This window comes from Streptomyces sp. YJ-C3, assembly GCF_053891275.1.
This window is the reverse complement of record NZ_CM132685.1, coordinates 7813027-7831162: the sequence shown is the minus strand read 5'-3', so window position 1 is coordinate 7831162 and position 18136 is coordinate 7813027. Positions and strand designations below refer to the sequence as shown.

Annotated in this window: 14 protein-coding genes and 1 tRNA gene; 3 read left to right on the top strand and 12 right to left on the bottom strand. The window is 69.0% G+C overall.

Going from position 1 to position 18136, the window contains the following annotated elements; translation table 11 throughout:
* Nucleotides 1-51: 51 nt before the first annotated feature.
* The 7 genes from ACVHNB_RS35280 to ACVHNB_RS35250 all read right to left on the bottom strand — a co-directional run bounded on the left by ACVHNB_RS35280 (nucleotide 52) and on the right by ACVHNB_RS35250 (nucleotide 10254).
* Complete coding sequence (locus ACVHNB_RS35280; RefSeq protein WP_428954507.1) at nucleotides 52-1701, bottom strand: bifunctional aspartate transaminase/aspartate 4-decarboxylase; 1650 nt, start codon at nucleotides 1699-1701, stop codon at nucleotides 52-54.
* Nucleotides 1702-1732: 31 nt separating this feature from the next.
* Nucleotides 1733-3436 carry an aspartate-alanine antiporter gene (aspT, locus tag ACVHNB_RS35275; RefSeq protein ID WP_456226738.1) on the bottom strand — a complete coding sequence of 568 codons (1704 nt, stop codon included), beginning with the start codon at nucleotides 3434-3436 and terminating at the stop codon, nucleotides 1733-1735.
* 14 nt (nucleotides 3437-3450) lie between these two features.
* The gene (aspT, locus tag ACVHNB_RS35270) at nucleotides 3451-5127 is read right to left on the bottom strand and encodes an aspartate-alanine antiporter (RefSeq protein WP_456226737.1); all 1677 of its coding nucleotides are present in this window, start codon (nucleotides 5125-5127) and stop codon (nucleotides 3451-3453) included.
* A gap of 99 nt (nucleotides 5128-5226) precedes the next feature.
* A complete protein-coding gene (locus ACVHNB_RS35265) occupies nucleotides 5227-6693 on the bottom strand; it encodes a GH1 family beta-glucosidase (protein WP_428954510.1) in 1467 nt (488 codons plus the stop codon).
* A gap of 299 nt (nucleotides 6694-6992) precedes the next feature.
* Complete coding sequence (locus tag ACVHNB_RS35260; protein WP_428954511.1) at nucleotides 6993-7901, bottom strand: carbohydrate ABC transporter permease; 909 nt, start codon at nucleotides 7899-7901, stop codon at nucleotides 6993-6995.
* Nucleotides 7898-8929: a carbohydrate ABC transporter permease gene (locus ACVHNB_RS35255; RefSeq protein WP_428954512.1), complete on the bottom strand. Its 1032-nt coding sequence runs from the start codon at nucleotides 8927-8929 to the stop codon at nucleotides 7898-7900. Before ACVHNB_RS35255 ends, ACVHNB_RS35260 begins: the two co-directional genes overlap by 4 nt.
* A complete protein-coding gene (locus tag ACVHNB_RS35250) occupies nucleotides 8926-10254 on the bottom strand; it encodes an ABC transporter substrate-binding protein (RefSeq protein WP_428954513.1) in 1329 nt (442 codons plus the stop codon). Before ACVHNB_RS35250 ends, ACVHNB_RS35255 begins: the two co-directional genes overlap by 4 nt.
* Before the next feature lie 253 nt (nucleotides 10255-10507).
* On the opposite strand from ACVHNB_RS35250, the gene ACVHNB_RS35245 reads away from it, so the two are divergent.
* Nucleotides 10508-11563, top strand: a complete 1056-nt coding sequence (locus ACVHNB_RS35245) for a LacI family DNA-binding transcriptional regulator (protein WP_428954514.1) — start codon at nucleotides 10508-10510, stop codon at nucleotides 11561-11563.
* A 61-nt stretch (nucleotides 11564-11624) separates the two neighbouring features.
* Here the strand turns inward: ACVHNB_RS35245 and ACVHNB_RS35240 are convergent.
* The 4 genes from ACVHNB_RS35240 to ACVHNB_RS35225 all read right to left on the bottom strand — a co-directional run bounded on the left by ACVHNB_RS35240 (nucleotide 11625) and on the right by ACVHNB_RS35225 (nucleotide 14412).
* Nucleotides 11625-11697, bottom strand: a tRNA-His gene (locus tag ACVHNB_RS35240).
* A 111-nt stretch (nucleotides 11698-11808) separates the two neighbouring features.
* Nucleotides 11809-12411, bottom strand: coding sequence for an oligoribonuclease (gene orn / locus ACVHNB_RS35235; RefSeq protein WP_428954515.1), 603 nt, complete (start codon nucleotides 12409-12411; stop codon nucleotides 11809-11811).
* Nucleotides 12412-12477: 66 nt separating this feature from the next.
* Complete coding sequence (locus ACVHNB_RS35230; protein WP_428954516.1) at nucleotides 12478-13749, bottom strand: helix-turn-helix domain-containing protein; 1272 nt, start codon at nucleotides 13747-13749, stop codon at nucleotides 12478-12480.
* Nucleotides 13750-14148: 399 nt separating this feature from the next.
* Nucleotides 14149-14412: a hypothetical protein gene (locus tag ACVHNB_RS35225; protein ID WP_428957659.1), complete on the bottom strand. Its 264-nt coding sequence runs from the start codon at nucleotides 14410-14412 to the stop codon at nucleotides 14149-14151.
* A 473-nt stretch (nucleotides 14413-14885) separates the two neighbouring features.
* Between ACVHNB_RS35225 and ACVHNB_RS35220 the strand changes: the two genes are divergently transcribed.
* A complete protein-coding gene (locus tag ACVHNB_RS35220; RefSeq protein ID WP_428954517.1) occupies nucleotides 14886-15410 on the top strand; it encodes a universal stress protein in 525 nt (174 codons plus the stop codon).
* Nucleotides 15411-15606: 196 nt separating this feature from the next.
* The gene (locus ACVHNB_RS35215; RefSeq protein ID WP_456226736.1) at nucleotides 15607-16188 is read left to right on the top strand and encodes a GPR1/FUN34/YaaH family transporter; all 582 of its coding nucleotides are present in this window, start codon (nucleotides 15607-15609) and stop codon (nucleotides 16186-16188) included.
* Between the two features lie 109 nt (nucleotides 16189-16297).
* Here the strand turns inward: ACVHNB_RS35215 and glmS are convergent, their stop codons facing one another.
* Complete coding sequence (glmS, locus tag ACVHNB_RS35210) at nucleotides 16298-18115, bottom strand: glutamine--fructose-6-phosphate transaminase (isomerizing) (RefSeq protein ID WP_428954519.1); 1818 nt, start codon at nucleotides 18113-18115, stop codon at nucleotides 16298-16300.
* Nucleotides 18116-18136: the final 21 nt, after the last annotated feature.

The window sequence follows — 18136 nt, the reverse complement described above, 5'->3', positions numbered from 1 at the left end:
TCGGCAGGGGCCGGGCGGAGCCCTTCCGGCCCCGCCCGGCCCCGAGGGGCGTCAGCCCTTCGACGTCCGCCACTCCTCCGCGTAGTCGTTGAAGATCGCCCGCAGGTGGTGGCCGATCTTCAGGTAGTCCAGGTCGTCGAGGTTGGCCAAGGAGACGCGGACCGACCACTCCGGGCCCTCGAAGCCGCCGCCGTTGAGCAGCACCACGCCCGTCTGCTGGGCGAGGCGGAACAGCGGGTCGATGGGCTCGTACGTCTGCTCCAGGTAGGACGCGAACTCCTCGCCGTGTTCGAGCTGGGCCTGTGCCATCAGGTCCAGCTCGATGTAGTAGCCGGCCCGGTGGGCGTCGTCGGAGATCTTCATCTGAGCTCCCTCCAGCAGGAGTTGGAGGCGCTGCTGGACGATGGAGCGGATGCGCAGCTTGTACGCCTGCCCCTCCTCCAGCATGTCGAAGAGGGAGAACAGGCCGAGCATGACCTGCTGGGGGAGCGACAGGCCCGCCGTGTGGTTGAGGGCGACCTGGCGGGAGTCGGCGACCAGGCGGTCGATGAACTTGATCTTCTCCGGCTCCAGGGTGAGGGTCCCGTACCGCTTGTTCAGGCGCTCCTTGGCGTCCGCGGGCATGGCCGCGATGAGCTCGTCGATCACGTTGTCGTCGTGCAGGCCGATCACACCGAGCCGCCAGCCCGTGCAGCCGTAGTGCTTGGAGTACGAGTACACGAGCAGGGTGTTGCGCGGCAGGTCGGCCGCGATCGACCGGAAGCCCTCCACGAAGGTGCCGTACACGTCGTCCGTGACGATGAGGAGGTTCGGGTTCTTCTCGGCGACGATGTTCTTGATCTGGTTCGCGACCCGCTGACTCAGCGCGAGGGAGGGCGGGTTGGAGGGGTTGACCAGGCAGACCAGCTTGATCTCCGGGTCCTCCAGCTTGGCGACCTCCTCCTCCGGGTAACGCCACTCGCGCACGCCCGCCTCGGCGAACATGTTGGCCTCCACGTACGTGACGTCGAACTCGTACGTGTCCAGCTCGGGGATCTCGATGTACGGCGTGAACACCGGCACCATCAGGGCGATCTTGTCGCCCTTCTTCAGCACGCCGTTCTTCATCAGCGAGTCGAAGATGTAGCACATGGCGGCGGTGCCGCCCTCGGTCGCGAAGTACGAGACGTTCCCCTCGGGCGGCTGCTTGTTGAACATCTCGTCGTCGATGTAACCGCGCACGACCTGCTCGACGTGCGTGAGGATGCGGTCCGGTACCGGGTAGTTGTCGCCGATCGAGCTGTCCGTCAGCTCGTGCACAAAGGCGTCCTTGTCGAACCCGAAGCGCTGGATGCCCATCTGCACGCACTGGGCGAGCATCTCGATGCCGGGCAGGTCGGGGTGGCGGCGCACGAACGTGTCGAAACGCTCGTACGAGCCCTTCTCCTCCGGCATGCCGCCGAGGTTGTCCGCCGTCCACACCCGGCGCGACTCCTCCAGGGCGAAGTAGCCGAGCGCGTAGAACGCCTCGCGCGGCCCGGTCGCGGTCCAGTTCGGGTTGCCGCGCCCCGCGTTGAGCATCTGGACGCTCGACTTGTCCTTCTGGCCCGGCTGGTCGGCCTGCGCCTCCTTGGCGAGGTCGATGAAGATGTTCTTCAGCTCGAAGGGGGAGAGCTGCGCGTACTGCTGGATCTGCTCGCGGGTGAGGGTCGTCTTCGGCATGGTCTTTCCTTACGTCCTTGAACGCTGCGGGTCAGTGGTGGAGCAGGACGATCACGGCGCCCCAGATGGTCAGCAGTACGTTTCCGACGGCGTACGGGATGGTGTAGCCGAGCGTGGGGACCTGGGATCTGGACGACTCGTTGATCGCGCCGATCGCGGCCGTCGTGGTCTGGCCACCCGCCAGGACGCCCATCAGGATCGGGAAGCGGATCTTCTGGACGTAGTGGCCGACCAGGAAGCCGACGATCAGCGGGATCACCGTGGCCACCGCGCCGAAGACCAGCAGCCCCCAGCCGGCCGTCGACAGGCCGGAGGTGAAGCTGGGTCCCGCGTTGATGCCGACGACCGCGACGAACAGGCACAGGCCGAGCGTGTCCATGAACCACTGGGCGCCGGGCGGCACATTGCCGTACGTCGGGTACTTGCCGCGGATCCAGCCGAAGACCAGGCCCATGATGAGCGCGCCGCCCGACGTGGACAGCGAGATCGGCACGCCGCCCGCGGTGAGCGCCGGGATGCCGATGCAGCCGCCGAGGAAGATGCCGAGCCCGACCCAGATCATGTCGGTCGCGAACGAGGTCGGCACGGCCTTGCCGATCGCCTTGCCCGCCGGGTCCACCAGCCGCTTGGGGCCGGTCAGGATGAGGGTGTCGCCGCGCTCGATCTTCGAGGAGAGGCGGTACGGGAATTCGGCGCCGGAGCGGTAGATCTTGTCGATGTAGACCCCGACCATGAACGGCTCCTTGCGCAACTCGGCCACGCTCTTGCCGAGTTGGGCCTTCTCGGAGGCCACCACGTGCAGCGTCTCCGTCTGGTAGCCGAGCAGCTCCACGTCGTCGGTCTCGCCGCCGATGTGCGTACGGGCGTCGTAGTCGACGAGCGAGCCGCGCAGCGCGCTGAGCGCGACCACGTCGCCCTCGCGCAGCACGGTCTGCTGGTCGTGGTCGAGGATCTGCCCGTCGCGCCGTACCCGCGTGATGTAGATCCGGTGCCCGAGCTGCTGCTGTTGCTGCTCGAAGTCGTCGATGGTGCGGCCGACGATGTCCGGGCGCTGGATGGTGTAGGCGCGCAGCACCACCTCGTAGTAGCCCTCGTGCAGGTCCGGGTCGTCCTCGGGGGCGTCCAGCTCCTTGGCCAGGGCGGCCGACTCGGCGGCGAGGTCCTTGCGGTACAGCTTCGGCAGGACGTTCGCCAGGAGCATCGCGCACAGGATCGTGCCGAGGGGGTACGTCACCGCGTAGCCGATGGCGACGAGGTTGCTCTCGTCCTTGACCTGGGCGGAGGACAGGCCCGGCAGATTGCCGATGGCGTCCTGCGCGACACCGATCACCGCGGACTGGGTGAGGGCCCCGCCGAGCAGGCCGGCGGAGAGCCCGGGCCCGTAGCCGAGCATCGCCGCGAAGCCCCAGCACACCAGCAGGCCGGTGACGCAGACGACGATCGCGTTGATCACCTGCGGCAGGCCGTCTTTCTTCAGGCCGCGGAAGAACTGCGGGCCGACCTTGTAGCCGAGCGCGAACAGGAACATCGTGAAGAACAGGTTCTTCACGGTCCCGTCGATGGTGACCTTGAACTGGGCGCCGAGCAGCAGCCCCGCGACCAGACAGCCGGTGACGGCGCCCAGCGCGATGGCCTTGTAGCGGATCTTCCCGAAGAGGAAGCCGATCGCCACGGTGATGAAGACCAGCAGCTCGGGATGGGGCTGGAAGATGTTCCGATTGAGAAAGTCGATCATGTTCGGGCCGCCTCTCAGTTTCCGAGGACGCCGACGAGCACGGGGCCCGTCAGGGGGAGCAGGAAGTTCGAGAGGGCGTAGGTGATCGTGTAGCCGAGCATCGGCACCGACGACTGCGCCACCTGGGTGACGGCCGTGATCGCGGGGGTCGAGCACTGCTGCCCCGCGATGGCGCCGATCAGCAGCGGCTTCTCGATCCTGAGGAGCTTGCGGCCGACGATCAGCGAGATCGTGGCGGGGATCAGCACCATCGCGATCCCGGCGAACGGCAGCAGCGCCCCGTACTCCTTGAGCAGCGGCCACGCCTGCGGCCCCGACACCAGGCCCGTGCAGGCGATGAAGACCGCCAGGCCCATGTCCTTGATGGTCGAGGCGGCCTGCGGCGGGAACGCGCCGAAGGTCTGCGATCGCGAGCGGAACCAGCCGAACAGCAGGCCCGAGATCAGGCAGCCGCCACCGGTGCCGAGCGACATCGGTACGTCGCCGAACTTCACGACGATCTGGCCGAGCAGCGAACCGGCGGCGATACCGAGCCCCAGGTAGATGAAGTCGGTGGCGTCGTTCTTGACGACGGAGCCGAGCTTCGCGACGAGCTTGCCGAGCCCCGAGCGGGCCCCGACCAGGGTGAGGACGTCACCGCGGTGCAGGACCGTGTCGCCGTTCGCGGGCAGATCGGTGTCGGCGCGCGTGACGTCGGTGACGTACACGCCGTCCTTGAGGAACTCGGGGTTCTCCCGCTGGAGCTGGTCGATCGTCTTGCCGTCGTCGGCCTTGTGCGTGATCGACACCTGCTTGGTGGCCAGCGGCGAGTCGAGGCCGGGCACCCCCGGCGTCTCCGGCCCGATGAGCCGTCCCGCCTCGATGGTGTTCGCCCGCCGGCCGACCACGAGCACCAGGTCGGAGAGGGTGAGCTCCAGGCCGGGGTCGGGGGCGAGGACCTTGCTGCCGCGCTTGACCGACTCGATGGTGACCCGCTCGCCGAGATGCGACTCCAGGTCCCCGACGGTCCGCCCGTCGGCGGTCGTCACCAGGTAGGTGCGGCCGACCATGCCGGGCAGCGCGGGCCGCTCGTCGGCCTCCAGGCTGCCGCGGCTGCGCGTGCGCTCCCACAGCTCGCGGGCGGCGTCGCGCAGGTTGATGCGCAGCATCATCGGCATGATCTGGCTCGTGTAGAGCACGATCGTGATCAGGCCGAAGAGGTAGCAGACCGTGTACGCGGTGGCGACGTTGCCCTGGTACTCGGTGATCTGCTGGGCGGTGAGGCCCGACAGCTTGCCGATGGACTCGGTGGCCGTACCGACGACCGCGGACTCGGTGGCGGCGCCGGCCAGGATGCCGGACGCCGTGCCGACGTCGAGGTCGAAGGCCTTGGCGAGGCCGAAGGCGATGCCGAGGACACAGGCCAGCTCGATGCCGCACAGCACGAAGAAGCGCAGGCTCTTCTTGTTGAGGTTGCGGAAGAACTGGGGCCCGGCCATGTAGCCGAGGGCGAAGATGAACAGCGCGAAGAACACGGTCTTCACGTCGTCGGACACCTGGGCCTTCGTCCAGGCGCCGAGGAGCAGCGAGACGATCAGCGTCCCGCAGATACCGCCCAGGGTCAGCGGCCCCACGCGCAGCTTCCCGACGAGGTAGCCGAGCGCCAGGCTCACGAACAGGACGAGTTCCGGATGGTCCTTGAGTACGCCCACGGCGGCTCAGCTGATCTCAATGACGGTGATATACGACATATACGGAAAATACGGGCCGGTCCCTCGCCTCGCCACGCGACGGACCGGCCCGGGAAGCGGCTACTGGTCGGCGGGCAGCCCGCCGACCCGCGCGACCTGGGAGTACCAGAGAGCACTCGACTTCGGGATGCGGGCCTGCGTCTCGTAGTCGACGTAGACGGCGCCGAACCGCTTGCCGTACCCGTAGGCCCACTCGAAGTTGTCCAGCAGCGACCACAGGAAATAGCCGCGGACGTCGGCGCCCTGGGCGATCGCCTCGTGGATGGCGCCGAGGTGTCCGTGCAGGTAGCGGATGCGGTCGGGGTCGTGGACGCGGCCCTCGGCGTCGACGGAGTCCTCGTAGGCGGCGCCGTTCTCCGTCACGTAGAGCGGAACCCCGGGGGCCTGAGCGGTGTAGTCAAGGAGAAGGTCCGTGAGGCCGGTCGGATCCACCGGCCAGTTCATCGCGGTCACCTCACCGGGCGCGTGGTGGAAGACGATGTCGTCGGCGCCCGGCCAGGGGGAGTGGTCACTGGCGCCGTGACCGTCCAGCCTGGGTCCGTCCTGCTCGCCGCGCGGGCCGGAGACGACGGCGGGCGTGTAGTAGTTGATCCCGATGAAGTCGAGGGGCTGGTGAATGACGTCGGTGTCCCCGTCCTGCACGAAGGACCAGTCCGTCACGCGCGCGGTGTCGTCGATCAGGTCCTGCGGGTAGGCGCCCTTCAGGATCGGCCCGGTGAAGACGCGGTTCGCGAGCGCGTCGATCCGGCGCTTGGCGTCCAGATCGGCCGGAGCGTCGGTGAGCGCCCTGACCACGCTCGGGTTGAGGCTGATGCCGATGCCCGCGCGGGCCGGCAGCGCGGCGCGCAGCGCCGAAGTGGCCAGCCCGTGGCCCAGGTTGAGGTGGTGCGCGGCGCGCAGCGCGGCGGCGGGGTCGGTGCGGCCCGGGGCGTGCACCCCCGAGCCGTACCCCAGGAAGGCGCTGCACCAGGGCTCGTTGAGGGTCACCCAGCTCTCGACGCGGTCGCCGAGCGCCTCGCCGACGATCCCGGCGTACTCCGCGAACCGGTGGGCGGTGTCGCGCGCGGGCCAGCCGCCGGCGCTCTCCAGCTCCTGGGGCAGGTCCCAGTGGTACAGGGTCGCCATCGGCTTGATCCCGTGCGCGAGCAGCTCGTCGACGAGCCCCCGGTAGAAGTCGAGCCCGCGCTGCACGGCGGGACCGCGCCCGGTGGGCTGCACGCGCGGCCACGCCACGGAGAAGCGGTACGCGGTCAGGCCCAGGTCCGCCATGAGGCGCACGTCGTCGCGCCACCGGTGGTAGTGGTCCACGGCGATGTCCCCGGTGTCGCCGTTCACCACCTTCCCCGGGGTGTGGCTGAACGTGTCCCAGATCGAGGGGGTGCGTCCGTCCTCCCGCACGGCGCCCTCGATCTGGTACGCGGCCGTGGCCGACCCCCAGAGAAACCCTGCGGGAAATCGGGCCCCCTCCGGTGCGGCAGGTGCGGTGAGGGCGGTGGTGGTGACGCCGGTGTTGTCAGTGGTGGTCATAGGAGCGCTCCCATGGGGGTTGTGGAGGGGGGACGGTTTCGGGTTCGGTCGGGATGCGGCGGGGCGCCGTAGGGGTGGCGGTTCGGTGCCGGGTGCGGGTCCGGTGGGGGCTGGTCACGCAGTTCCCCGCGCCGCTGAGATGCGCACTGTGTGCGCCATCTCATGAGGCGCGGCGAAGCCGCATGCCTCAGGGGCGCGGGGAACTGCGCGAGAAGCCCCACCGGTCCGCACCCGGCGACGAGACCGACACACCCCCGGCGGGATTCCGTACCGGCCCCGCCGAAGGCGACGACGACCGGTTACCCCTTGACCGCGCCCTGCATGATGCCGCCCACGATCTGCTTGCCGAACAGCAGGAACGCGATGAGCAGCGGCAACGTGCCGAGCAGGGCGCCGGCCATGATGACCGAGTCGTCGGGGATGTACCCGGTGCCCAGCTGGTTGAGGGCGACCTGGACCGTCGGGTTCTCACCGTTGAGCGCGATGATCGGCCACAGGAAGTCGTTCCAGGCCATGACGAAGGTCAGCAGCCCGAGGACCGCCATCGCCGGACGCGCGGCGGGGAACACGACGTGCCAGACCACCCGCAGGCTGCTCGCGCCGTCGACGCGGGCGGCCTCGATCAGCTCGGTGGGCAGCGCGCCCACGAGGTACTGCCGCATGAAGAACGTACCGAAGGCGCTGACCAGGGTCGGCAGGATGACGGTCTGCAGCTGGTTGGCCCAGCCCAGGTCGGACATCCACAAGTACAGCGGCACGACGGCCAGTTGCGGCGGAATCATCATCGTGCCGATGGTCATCAGCAGCAGCGTCGTGGAGAACCGGAACCGCAGCTTGGCGAAGGCGAACCCGGCCAGCGTGGAGAAGAGCACGGTGCCCACGGTGATGGAGGCGGCCACGATGATCGTGTTCCACATCGCGGTGCCCATGCCGGCCTGGTTCCAGGCGGTCTCCAGATTCTTGAACAGATTGCCGCCGAACCAGAACGGCGGCGGCGTCTGCGCGAGCCGGGTGTTGGTGCGCGAGGCCGCGATCGCCGTCCACAGCAGCGGGGCGAGCGAGACCACGGCGAACAGGGCGAGGACGACATAGGTGACCGGTCCCGCGTGCAGCTGCTTGCCCGCGCCGAGCACCCGCCTGCGGACGGGCGGTCCGGCGGCGACCTCGTCCGCCACCTGGCCGGGCGTCACATCACTGATGGTGGTCATTGGGTCTTCCTCAGCCGTCGGGTGATCAGCAGGTTGATCGCGGCGATGACCAGCAGGATCAGGAACATCGACCAGGCGATGGCGGACGCCTTGCCGAGGTTGCCGACGATCCAGCCCTGGTCGTACATGTACAGGCCGAGCGTCTGGTACTGGTGCTCGGACCCGCCCTTGGTGCCGCTCACCCCGCCGAACAGCAGGGGCTCGCCGAAGAGTTGGGTCGCGCCGATGGTGGAGACGACCACGGTGAACAGGATCGTCGGGCGCAGCATCGGAACGGTCACGTGCCGGAACTGCTGCCAGCGGTTCGCGCCGTCCAGGGCCGCCGACTCGTACAGGTCGGCCGGGATCGCCTGCATCGCGGCGAGATAGATCAGCGCGTTGTACCCGGTCCACCGCCAGATCACGATGGAGGAGACCGCGAACTGCGAACCCCAGTCGGACTCACGCCAGTTGACCGGGTCGATGCCGACCAGGTCGAGCACCCAGTTGATCATTCCGGTGTCCGGCGAGAACAGCAGGACGAACACGAGCGTCGCCGCCGCCACCGAGGTCGCGTACGGGGTGAGCATGACGACGCGCCACACGGTCGAGCCGCGCAGCCGGTAGTTGAGCATGTGCGCGAGCCAGATCGCCACGATCAGCTGCGGCACCGTCGACAGGACACCGATGGAGAACGTGTTCCCCAGGGCGTTCCAGAAGAAGTCCGACTCGAAGAGGTTCTTGTAGTTGTCCAGGCCCGCCCAGGTCTGGTTGTCCAGCGCCGACAGCTGCACGTTGTGCAGCGAGTACCAGGCGGTGTAGAGCAGCGGCACCAGCGAGAAGGCGCCGAAGATGATGAAGAACGGAGAGATGAACGCGTACGGCGACGCCTTCATGTCCCAGCGGTACAACCGGCTGCGCCAGGAGGAGGAGCCCGGAGGGGTACCACGACCTTGAGCGCTCCGGGCCGCGCCCGACTCCTCGAGGGAGTCGGACGCGGCGTCGGCGCTCGACGAGGACTGCCGATACGCCTGTTCGGAGCTGGTCACTGGCCGAGCACGTCCTTGACTTCCTTGGTGGCCGCGTCCCAGCCCTGCGCGGGCGACTTGCCCTTCTGCTCGACCTGGAGGATGCCGGTGTCGGTGATCGCGGTGCCGATCGGCTGGTCCTTCACACCGAAGACCTGGACCGGGATCGTCTTCGCCGAGTCGGAGAAGATCTGCGTCAGCGGAGCGTCGGAGAAGTACGCGGTGGTCTTGGCCTCGGGCTTCAGGCTCGCGTACGCCGACGGGGTGGACGGGAAGCTGGCCTGCTCACCGAAGACCTTCGCCTGCTGCTCGGGGGCCGTCAGCCACTTGGCGAAGGCGATGGCCTCCTTCTGGTGCTTGCTCGCGGTCGGCACACCGATGAACGAGCCGCCCCAGTTCGCCGCGGTCGGCGCCGCCGCCACGTCCCACTTGCCCTCGCCGGCCTTGCCGGCCTTGGTCTGGATGTAGCCGAGCATCCACGCGGGGCAGGCCACCGTGGCGAAGGTGCCGTTGGCGAAGCCCTGGTCCCACGGCTTGTCGAACTGCTTCAGCTTGGCCGACATGTCACTGGTCGCCACCGTCATCGCGGCGTCCCAGGAGCTCTTCACACCCGAGGACTTGTCCCAGATGACGTTGCCGTCCTTGTCGTAGTAGCGCTCCTTCTCCCCGCCGAGCGCCGCGTTGTAGACCGAGGACGCCGAGTCCACGAACTTGGTGCCGCTCGGCGCCTTCTTCATGTACTGCTTGCCCAGGTCGACGTACTTGCTCCAGTCGCCCTGCCAGGACGCGGCGAGCTTGGTGCGGTCGGTCTCCAGACCGGCCTTCTCGAAGAGGTCCTTGCGGTAGCAGATGGCCATCGGGCCGACATCGGTGCCGAGCGCGATCTGCTTGCCGTCCTTGGTGGTGGCCTGGGCGTTCTTCCAGTCCAGCCACTGCGACTTGTCGACCTCCTTGCCGATGTCGACGAACTTGGCGGCCTGGGTCTGCACCGCCTCGGTGATGTTGCCGACCTCGATGGCCTGGACGTCGTCCGTACCGGACCCGGCCTGCAGACGGGTGAGCGTCTTGGGCCAGTAGACATCGGTCCGCGTGGTGACGTTCTCCTTGACCGTGATGTCCGGGTGCAGCTTCATGTACTCCTCGTACAGCCCGGCCTGCTTGTACCCGAAGGTGCCGAAGGTGCCGATGGTCAGCGTCGTCCCGCCCTTGCCGCCGGAACCCCCGCTCGACCCTTCGTCGGATCCGGAACCGTCGTCGCTCGCGCATCCGGCAAGCAGCCCTGTGGCCAGGGCGGCGGCGACCGCGAAGGTCATCGCGCGTCGGGACATACGGGCAGTCGTGCGCATTGCGTCCTCCAAGTGCTCAATTGCTCTCACATGCATGTCCCGGCCAACTGCCTTGCTGGACCCGTGCGTTCACTTGCGGCTCGGTCGGGGAACGTGCGGCTTCTGTATGCGTCCACTAGGGTGGGAGCGCTCCCATGTGTGATGTGTTGAAGGGTCGTCGTTCGGCCCGGGGGTGTCAAGAGACTCGGCAGCGGCAAGTCGCAGCGTTTATCGGGCTGTTAGATTCCGCGTGAGACTTGGGGAGGTAGGAGCTATGGCGGCTCGCGGCACTCACAACAGGCGTCCGACCCTGGAGGAGGTCGCGGCCCGGGCGGGCGTCGGCCGGGGCACGGTCTCTCGCGTGATCAACGGATCGCCGCGGGTCAGCGACCGCACCCGGGCCGCGGTCGAGGAGGCGGTCGCCGAGCTCGGCTACGTCCCGAACACGGCGGCCCGCGCCCTCGCGGCCAACCGCACGGACTCGATAGCCGTGGTGGTTCCGGAAGCCGAGTCCCGGTTCTTCTCGGAGCCGTACTTCTCCGGCATGGTCGGCGGCGTCGGCGTCGCCCTCGCCGAGTCCAACCTCCAGCTGCTGCTGACCTTCGCCCGCGGCGAGCGCGAGCAGGACCGGCTGGCCGCGTATCTCGCCGCCCACCGCGTGGACGGCGTCCTGCTCGTCTCCGTGCACGCCGACGACCCCCTCGCGGACCGTCTCCTGCAGATGGACATTCCGACGGTGATCAGCGGCCCCCGCTCCGCCGACGAGCCGCTGCCCTCGGTCGACACCGACAACTACGCGGGCGCGCGCTCCGCCGTGGAGCACCTGACCTCGCGCGGCCGCCGCTCCGTGGCGATCATCGCGGGTCCGCTCGACGTGTACGGCGCCCAGCGGCGTCTTGCCGGGTACGAGAGCCAGCTGGCCGCCGACGGGATCGCCTACGACGAGAAACTCGTGGCCTACGGAGACTTCACGGAGGAGGGCGGCCGCCGCTGCATGGCCGAGCTCCTGGAGCGCAGCCCCGGCCTCGACGCGGTCTTCGCCTGCTCCGACCTGATGGCCTCCGGCGCCCGCCAGGTGCTGCGCGAGGCCGGCCGAAGGATCCCGGACGACGTCGCCCTGGTCGGCTTCGACGACTCGGTGATCGCCCGCCACATGGAGCCGGGCCTGACCAGCGTGCGCCAGCCCACCCGCGACATGGGCCGGGCGATGACGGCCCTGCTGCTGGACGAGATCGCCCTCGCCGCCGAGGGCAAGCGCTCCTCGGCCCGCCGGGGCGCCGAGCGCCATGTGGTGCTGCCGACGGAGCTGGTCGTCCGCGCCTCCTCCTGAGGGCGGCGGCGGGAACGCCGAAGGCCCCGGTTCTTCCGAACCGGGGCCTTCGACCCTTCAGGGTGAGTGACGGGACTTGAACCCGCGGCCACCTGGACCACAACCAGGTGCTCTACCAACTGAGCTACACCCACCATGTCCGGTCTTTTGTCGTTCTTCCGACCGGCCGAGAAAAAGTGTACAGGGTCCGAAGGGGTGCTCGCGCACCCCTTTTACGGACCCCGTACGAGAGGGCCTACGACGGGTTATTCCGCAGGCAGGACGTGCTTCGCCGCGATCGACTTCGCGGTGTCGGAGTCGGGCCCGGGCTGCGGGACGAAGATCGCCTCACGGTAGTAGCGCAGCTCGGCGATGGACTCGCGGATGTCGGCGAGTGCCCGGTGGTTGCCGTTCTTCTCCGGACTGTTGAAGTACGCCCTCGGGTACCAGCGCCGGGCCAGTTCCTTGACCGAGGACACATCGACGATCCGGTAGTGGAGGTAGTCCTCCAGCGTCGGCATGTCGCGCAGCAGGAATCCGCGGTCGGTACCGACCGAGTTCCCGCACAGCGGGGCCTTGCCCGCATCCTTGACGTGCTCACGTACATAGGAGAGAACCTGCTCCTCGGCGTCGGCGAGCGTCGTACCGCCCGCCAGCTCGTCGAGGAGACCCGAGGCGGTGTGCATGTTCCGCACCACCTCGGGCATCTGCTCCAGGGCCTCGTCCGGCGGGCGGATCACGATGTCCACACCGTCGCCGAGTACGTTCAGCTCCGAATCGGTGACCAGTGCGGCCACCTCGATGAGCGCGTCGTTCGCCAGCGAGAGTCCGGTCATCTCGCAGTCGATCCACACCATGCGATCGTTCATGCGACCAACCCTAAGGCCCGGACCTTCCCGCTGGCAGACGACGGGCGTCAGCTCCTGTTCCGGTTGTTACGGCGCCGTACGCGGACCGGGCAGGCTCGCCCGGCCCGGGGCGAACGCGTCGGACGACGGTTTGCCGCCCTCCGCGTGGCCCGCCGGACCCGTCGGCAGCGAGGCCGCCGGCGCTCCGAACGCGTTCGCCGCGGCGGTGCGCCGCGACTGGGCGGGCACCGGACCGGGGCCCGGGGTCTCGGGGCCCGGCACCGAGGCGATCTCCACGGGCTTCTCCGGTTTCCCGGCGCCCGTGACGGGGTCGCCCTGCTGCGGCCTGCGCGCGCGGTACGCCGCCCGGTACGCCGCCGGGGACGAGCCCAGCTGGCGCCGGAAGTGCCCGCGCAGTGCCACCGGCGACCGGAAGCCGCAGCGCCCGGCGACCTCGTCGACGGAGTAGTCGGAGGTCTCCAGGAGCCGCTGGGCCTGCAGCACCCGCTGGGTGATCAGCCACTGCAGGGGAGCGCTTCCCGTGAGCGAGCGGAAGCGCCGGTCGAACGTACGGCGGCTCATGTAGGCGCGGGCCGCCAGCGTCTCCACGTCGAACTGCTCGTGGAGGTGCTCCAGGGCCCAGGCGACGACCTCGGCCAGCGGATCCGCGCCGATCTCCTCAGGTAAAGACCTGTCGAGATAGCGCTCCTGACCGCCGCTGCGGCGCGGCGGGACCACCAGGCGGCGGGCGAGCGCTCCGGCCGCCTCGTTGCCGTGGTCCGTGCGCACTATGTGCAGACAGAGGTCGATACCGGCCGCGGTACCGGCACTCGTCAGCACGTCCCCGTCGTCGACGAAGAGCTCACGCGGGTCCACATGGACCGACGGGTAGCGCTTGGCGAGCGTCGGTGCGTACATCCAGTGCGTGGTGGCCGGCCGGCCGTCGAGCAGGCCGGCCGCGGCGAGCACGAACGCGCCCGTGCACAGGCCTACTATGCGCGCGCCCTCCTCGTGGGCGCGACGGATCGCGTCCAGCGCCTCCTCCGGCGGCGGCGAGGTGATCGAGCGCCAGGCCGGCACGACGACCGTGCCCGCCCGCGAGATCGCCTCGAGCCCGTGTGGCGCGGTGAGTTCAAGTCCCCCAGTCGTTCGCAGAGGTCCCTCTTCGCCGGCGCACACGAGCAACCGGTACCGGGGAACGCCCGCGTCCTGTCGATCGATTCCGAACACGGAAAGCGGAATGGAACTCTCGAAAATGGGTCCGCCGCTGAACAGCAGCACCGCGACGATCTCTCGTCGCCGGCGCCCCGACAGCTTGCGAGCCGCCGCCTCCGGCGCGGTGGTGGAGTCGTGGCTCATCCTGCTAAGCCCCCCTCGGTGATCGCGGCTCCCTCAATATTTTGACGGGCTGTTCGCTCCTGCACGTTTCCCCTCGGTCCTGCACGAAGTCCCCCGCCGCCTACAGATCAGACAGTCATGATCGAATCTACTGTGTCCCGTGGTGCCGTCGTGACCAGTTAAGGACCTGGCACATTGTCGACATGGCAACTTGGCGTGAAGCATTCGATCACGAAGCGTTGCACTCACGGGCGTTGCTGGGAAGTGCGTCTCAACTCGGTGGCCGGTCCCCGTAGGGTGCAAGCGCCTTCTGCGGCCCTTTCAGCCCTGGTGGAACGGGGGTTGGAGGAGGGGTCGGGCAAGCAATCCACCCCTAGCCGAAGTTGGCTGAAAATCTACGGAGTAGTGCCCAGATTCCGATCAGTCGACCGACGTACGGCGACCCGTTCGGCGACCGCGCCCACGCACCCCGGGACCGGTCCGCCCGTGACGCCCACGATGACCGCAACACTGTTCACTGTGCAACTGTGCGGCGCCACGTTCTGACTGACGCAGGAGGACCCGGCAGGCGGCGGTGACCGCGGCGAGCCCCAGAGCGGCCCCCGCGGCGCCCGCGGCCGAAATGCCGTACCCGACGAGGACGAGCGGCACCAGGAAGCAGCTGAACACCGCCCACCGGACCACGTCGCCCGCCCCGTCCGTCCCCGGAGGTGGCGCGTCCTGGGCGTGAGGGGTCGCCCGGGTGTGCGACCCGGGCGTACGGGCAGGTGCCGGGATGCGCCGGCGGTCGGCGGTTTCCCGGTGCGCGGTGGTCGGTCCGGGCACGGAGTGCTCCCTGTGTCTCGGTTCGGGAGTTCAACGCGCGGCCATCGTCCCGGTCACTTGATCCACCCCGCACAGGGGCCACAAGAGTGCGCAAACCGCCTGTACGGGGCAGCAACCATTGCCATACGGGCGGGGCCTCGTGCATGCTCCCCTGAACGCTGCGGAGCGGACGTGCGAGCAGGCCTGACAGCGGGCCGGAGTCTGGGCAGAGGAGGAGTGTCGCCGTACCCTTGGGGGTATGGGGTTGGGAAGATGATTCCCGGACACAGCTCCGCCGAATCTGTTGTCGTCCCCTCATCACAGAGGCCCACGAGGTACACGCCGAGACACTCATGGCCGGTCACGAGATTCCCGAACCCGCGGACCGCAAGCGGCAGGTCGCCGATCCCACGACGACCCCCCAGGCGGCGGAAGAGACACGTCACGCCTGTGACCCCGCTTTCCGACACGGTGTAGTCGTCGGTTTCGACGGCTCGACGTCGAGCGAGCGGGCGCTGGCCTACGCGATCGGCATGGCCCACCGCTCGGGCTCCGGGCTGATCATCGTGCATGTGGCCAACCGGCTGCCGACCACGGTGTGGGCCGGCTGCGAGCCCCCCGTCTTCGTCGATGTGCCGGATCACCGCACCGAGGTGCTCGGTCTGGAACTGGCCTGTGCGGACTATCTGTCCGAGGTGCCCTGGATCCTCGTCGAGCGCGGCGGCGACATCTGCCACGAGCTGGAGGAGGTCGGCCGCGAGTACTCCGCCGACGCCATCGTCGTGGGCTCGACCCATGGGCTCGTCGGGCGGATCTTCGGCTCGGTCGCGGGCCGGCTCGCCCGGCGGGCGCAGCGCCCTGTCGTTGTCATTCCGTAACCAGGCCCTGTCCCAGGTGGAATGTGGCTGACGGTTCTTCAACTTGTTTACGGGGAAGCGGCGTTGGCTGTTCGGTGAATTTCTGCCGGGTGGCTGAAACTACTCGTGCGTAGAGGTGCTTTGTGCCCTTGTGAAGGGTACATACCGGTCGCTGGACAACAGCACAGCACCCGCATTTGCACGAAGGGAGCCCGCTGTGGACAACGACGTCTCCGCGGGAAGCACGGCACCCACCCCGTCCGTCTCGACTCTCGGCCAACTCGCCCTCGGACTTACCCTGTTGGCCTTCGGCCTCGGCCACACCCGGGTGATCGACGGTGTGACGGCGGCCGACGCCGTCTCGATCGCCACGTACGTGGGCGGCATCGCCCTCTTCGTCGCCGGTCTGCTCGCACTGCGCGACGACGGCTTCACGGGCACGGCCTTCGCCGGGCTCGGAGCCTTCTGGTTCACCTGGGGCGTCGGCTCCGGCGACGCCGTCCCGGCGAACGCCGCGGGGCTGTTCCTGCTCCTGTTCGCCCTGCTCGCGCTCAGCCTGACGCTCGGCGCCACCGCGGCCGGCCCGTTCACGCGGGGCACGTACGGGGCGATGACCGTCGCGTTCGTACTGCTCGCGGTCGCCGCGTTCGGTGACACCGCGGGGCCGGCCAAGGTGGGTGGCTGGTTCGCCGCGGCGGGCGGCCTGCTGGCCTGGTACGGAGCCACGGCCTCGATGGCCAAGCTCCCGACCGCACTGCCTCGACGTGCTGCCGGCCGGGGGGTGACGGCCACCGGCTGACAGCCCCCTCGGGCCGGGGTAATGGGCGACCCCGGCCCACCGGAACGGGTCCCATGCGCTTTGGTGGCGCGTGTGGGACCCGTTCGCCTGTGTGTGGGGTGCGGTCCCGCTACTCCACCGTGACCGACTTCGCCAGGTTGCGCGGCTTGTCGATGTCGCGGCCGAGGGCCAACGCCGTGTGGTAGGCGAGGAGTTGGAGGGGGATGCCCATCAGGATGGGGTCGAGCTCGTCCTCGTTCTTCGGGACGACGATCGTGCGGTCCGCCTTCTCCTGCTCCTGGTGGGCGACCGCGAGGATGCGGCCGGAGCGGGCCTTGATCTCCTCCATCGCGGCGCGGTTCTTCTCCAGCAGGTCGTCGTCCGGGACGATCGCGACCGTGGGGAGCGCGGGCTCGATCAGGGCGAGGGGGCCGTGCTTCAGCTCGGACGCCGGGTAGGCCTCGGCGTGGATGTACGAGACCTCCTTGAGCTTCAGGGACGCCTCGCGGGCCACCGGGTAGCCCCGGACGCGGCCGATGAACATCATCGAGCGGGCGTCCGCGTACTCCTCGGCGATCTTCTTGATCTCCGCCTCCTGGGCGAGGATCTCCGTGATCTGGGCCGGGAGCTTGCGCAGGCCCTCGATGATCCGCTTGCCGTCGGCGACGGACAGGTCGCGGATGCGGCCCAGGTGCAGGGCGAGCAGCGCGAAGGCGACCGTGGTGTTCGTGAAGCACTTGGTGGAGACCACGCAGACCTCGGGGCCCGCGTGGACGTACACACCTGCGTCGGACTCGCGGGCGATCGCGGAGCCGACGACGTTCACGACGCCGAAGACCCGGGCGCCCTTGCGCTTGAGCTCCTGGACCGCGGCCAGCACGTCGTACGTCTCGCCGGACTGGGACACCGCGATGTAGAGGGTGTCGGGGTCGACGACCGGGTTGCGGTAGCGGAACTCGGAGGCCGGCTCGGCGTCCGCGGGGATGCGGGCCAGCTCCTCGATCATCTGGGCGCCGATCAGACCCGCGTGGTACGAGGTGCCGCAGCCGAGGATCTTCACGCGGCGCACGGAGCGGGCCTCGCGGGCGTCCAGGTTCAGGCCGCCCAGGTGCACGGTGGAGAAGCGGTCGTCGATGCGGCCGCGCAGCACGCGGTCCACGGCGTCGGCCTGCTCGGAGATCTCCTTGTGCATGTACGTGTCGTGGCCGCCCATGTCGTACGAGGCGGCCTCCCACTCGACGGTCGTCGGGGACGCCGTGGTGCGGGTGCCCTCCGTCGTGTAGGTACGGAAGTCGTCGGCCTTCAGCGTCGCCATCTCGCCGTCGTCGAGGGTGACGATCTGGCGGGTGTGGGAGACCAGCGCGGCGATGTCCGAGGCGACGAACATCTCCTTGTCGCCGATGCCGAGGACGACCGGCGAGCCGTTGCGGGCGACCACGATGCGGTCGGGGAAGTCGGCGTGCAGGACCGCGATGCCGTACGTGCCCTCGATCAGGCGCAGCACCTCGCGGACCTTGTCCTCCAGCTCCGTCTGCTGCGAGCGGGCGATGAGGTGGGTGAGGACCTCGGTGTCCGTCTCGGAGAGGAACTCGACGCCCTCGGCGACCAGCTTCGCGCGCAGCTCGGAGGCGTTGTCGATGATGCCGTTGTGGACGACGGCGACCTTGTTGTCGCCCGACATGTGCGGGTGGGCGTTCTCGTCGGAGGGGGCGCCGTGCGTGGCCCAGCGGGTGTGGGCGATGCCGGTGGTGCCCTTGAAGCGGGCCGGGACCTTGGCCTCCAGGTCCCGGACGCGGCCCTTGGCCTTGACCATCTTCAGGCCGGTGGCCTTCGGGCTGGTGATCACGACGCCCGCGGAGTCGTAGCCGCGGTACTCCAGGCGCTGCAGCCCCTCGAGGAGGAGCGGCGCGACGTCACGCTTGCCGATGTAGCCGACAATTCCGCACATGGGTGAGAAGGGTCCCCTCTG

Coding starts and splice junctions, on each gene's coding strand:
- glmS (WP_428954519.1), bottom strand. CDS start 18,115: ATGTGCGGAATTGTCGGCTACATCGGCAAGCGTGACGTCGCGCCGCTC.
- ACVHNB_RS35280 (WP_428954507.1), bottom strand. CDS start 1,701: ATGCCGAAGACGACCCTCACCCGCGAGCAGATCCAGCAGTACGCGCAG.
- ACVHNB_RS35220 (WP_428954517.1), top strand. CDS start 14,886: ATGGCCGGTCACGAGATTCCCGAACCCGCGGACCGCAAGCGGCAGGTC.
- ACVHNB_RS35250 (WP_428954513.1), bottom strand. CDS start 10,254: ATGCGCACGACTGCCCGTATGTCCCGACGCGCGATGACCTTCGCGGTC.
- ACVHNB_RS35245 (WP_428954514.1), top strand. CDS start 10,508: ATGGCGGCTCGCGGCACTCACAACAGGCGTCCGACCCTGGAGGAGGTC.
- ACVHNB_RS35260 (WP_428954511.1), bottom strand. CDS start 7,901: ATGACCACCATCAGTGATGTGACGCCCGGCCAGGTGGCGGACGAGGTC.
- orn (WP_428954515.1), bottom strand. CDS start 12,411: ATGAACGATCGCATGGTGTGGATCGACTGCGAGATGACCGGACTCTCG.
- aspT (WP_456226738.1), bottom strand. CDS start 3,436: ATGATCGACTTTCTCAATCGGAACATCTTCCAGCCCCATCCCGAGCTG.
- ACVHNB_RS35230 (WP_428954516.1), bottom strand. CDS start 13,749: ATGAGCCACGACTCCACCACCGCGCCGGAGGCGGCGGCTCGCAAGCTG.
- ACVHNB_RS35265 (WP_428954510.1), bottom strand. CDS start 6,693: ATGACCACCACTGACAACACCGGCGTCACCACCACCGCCCTCACCGCA.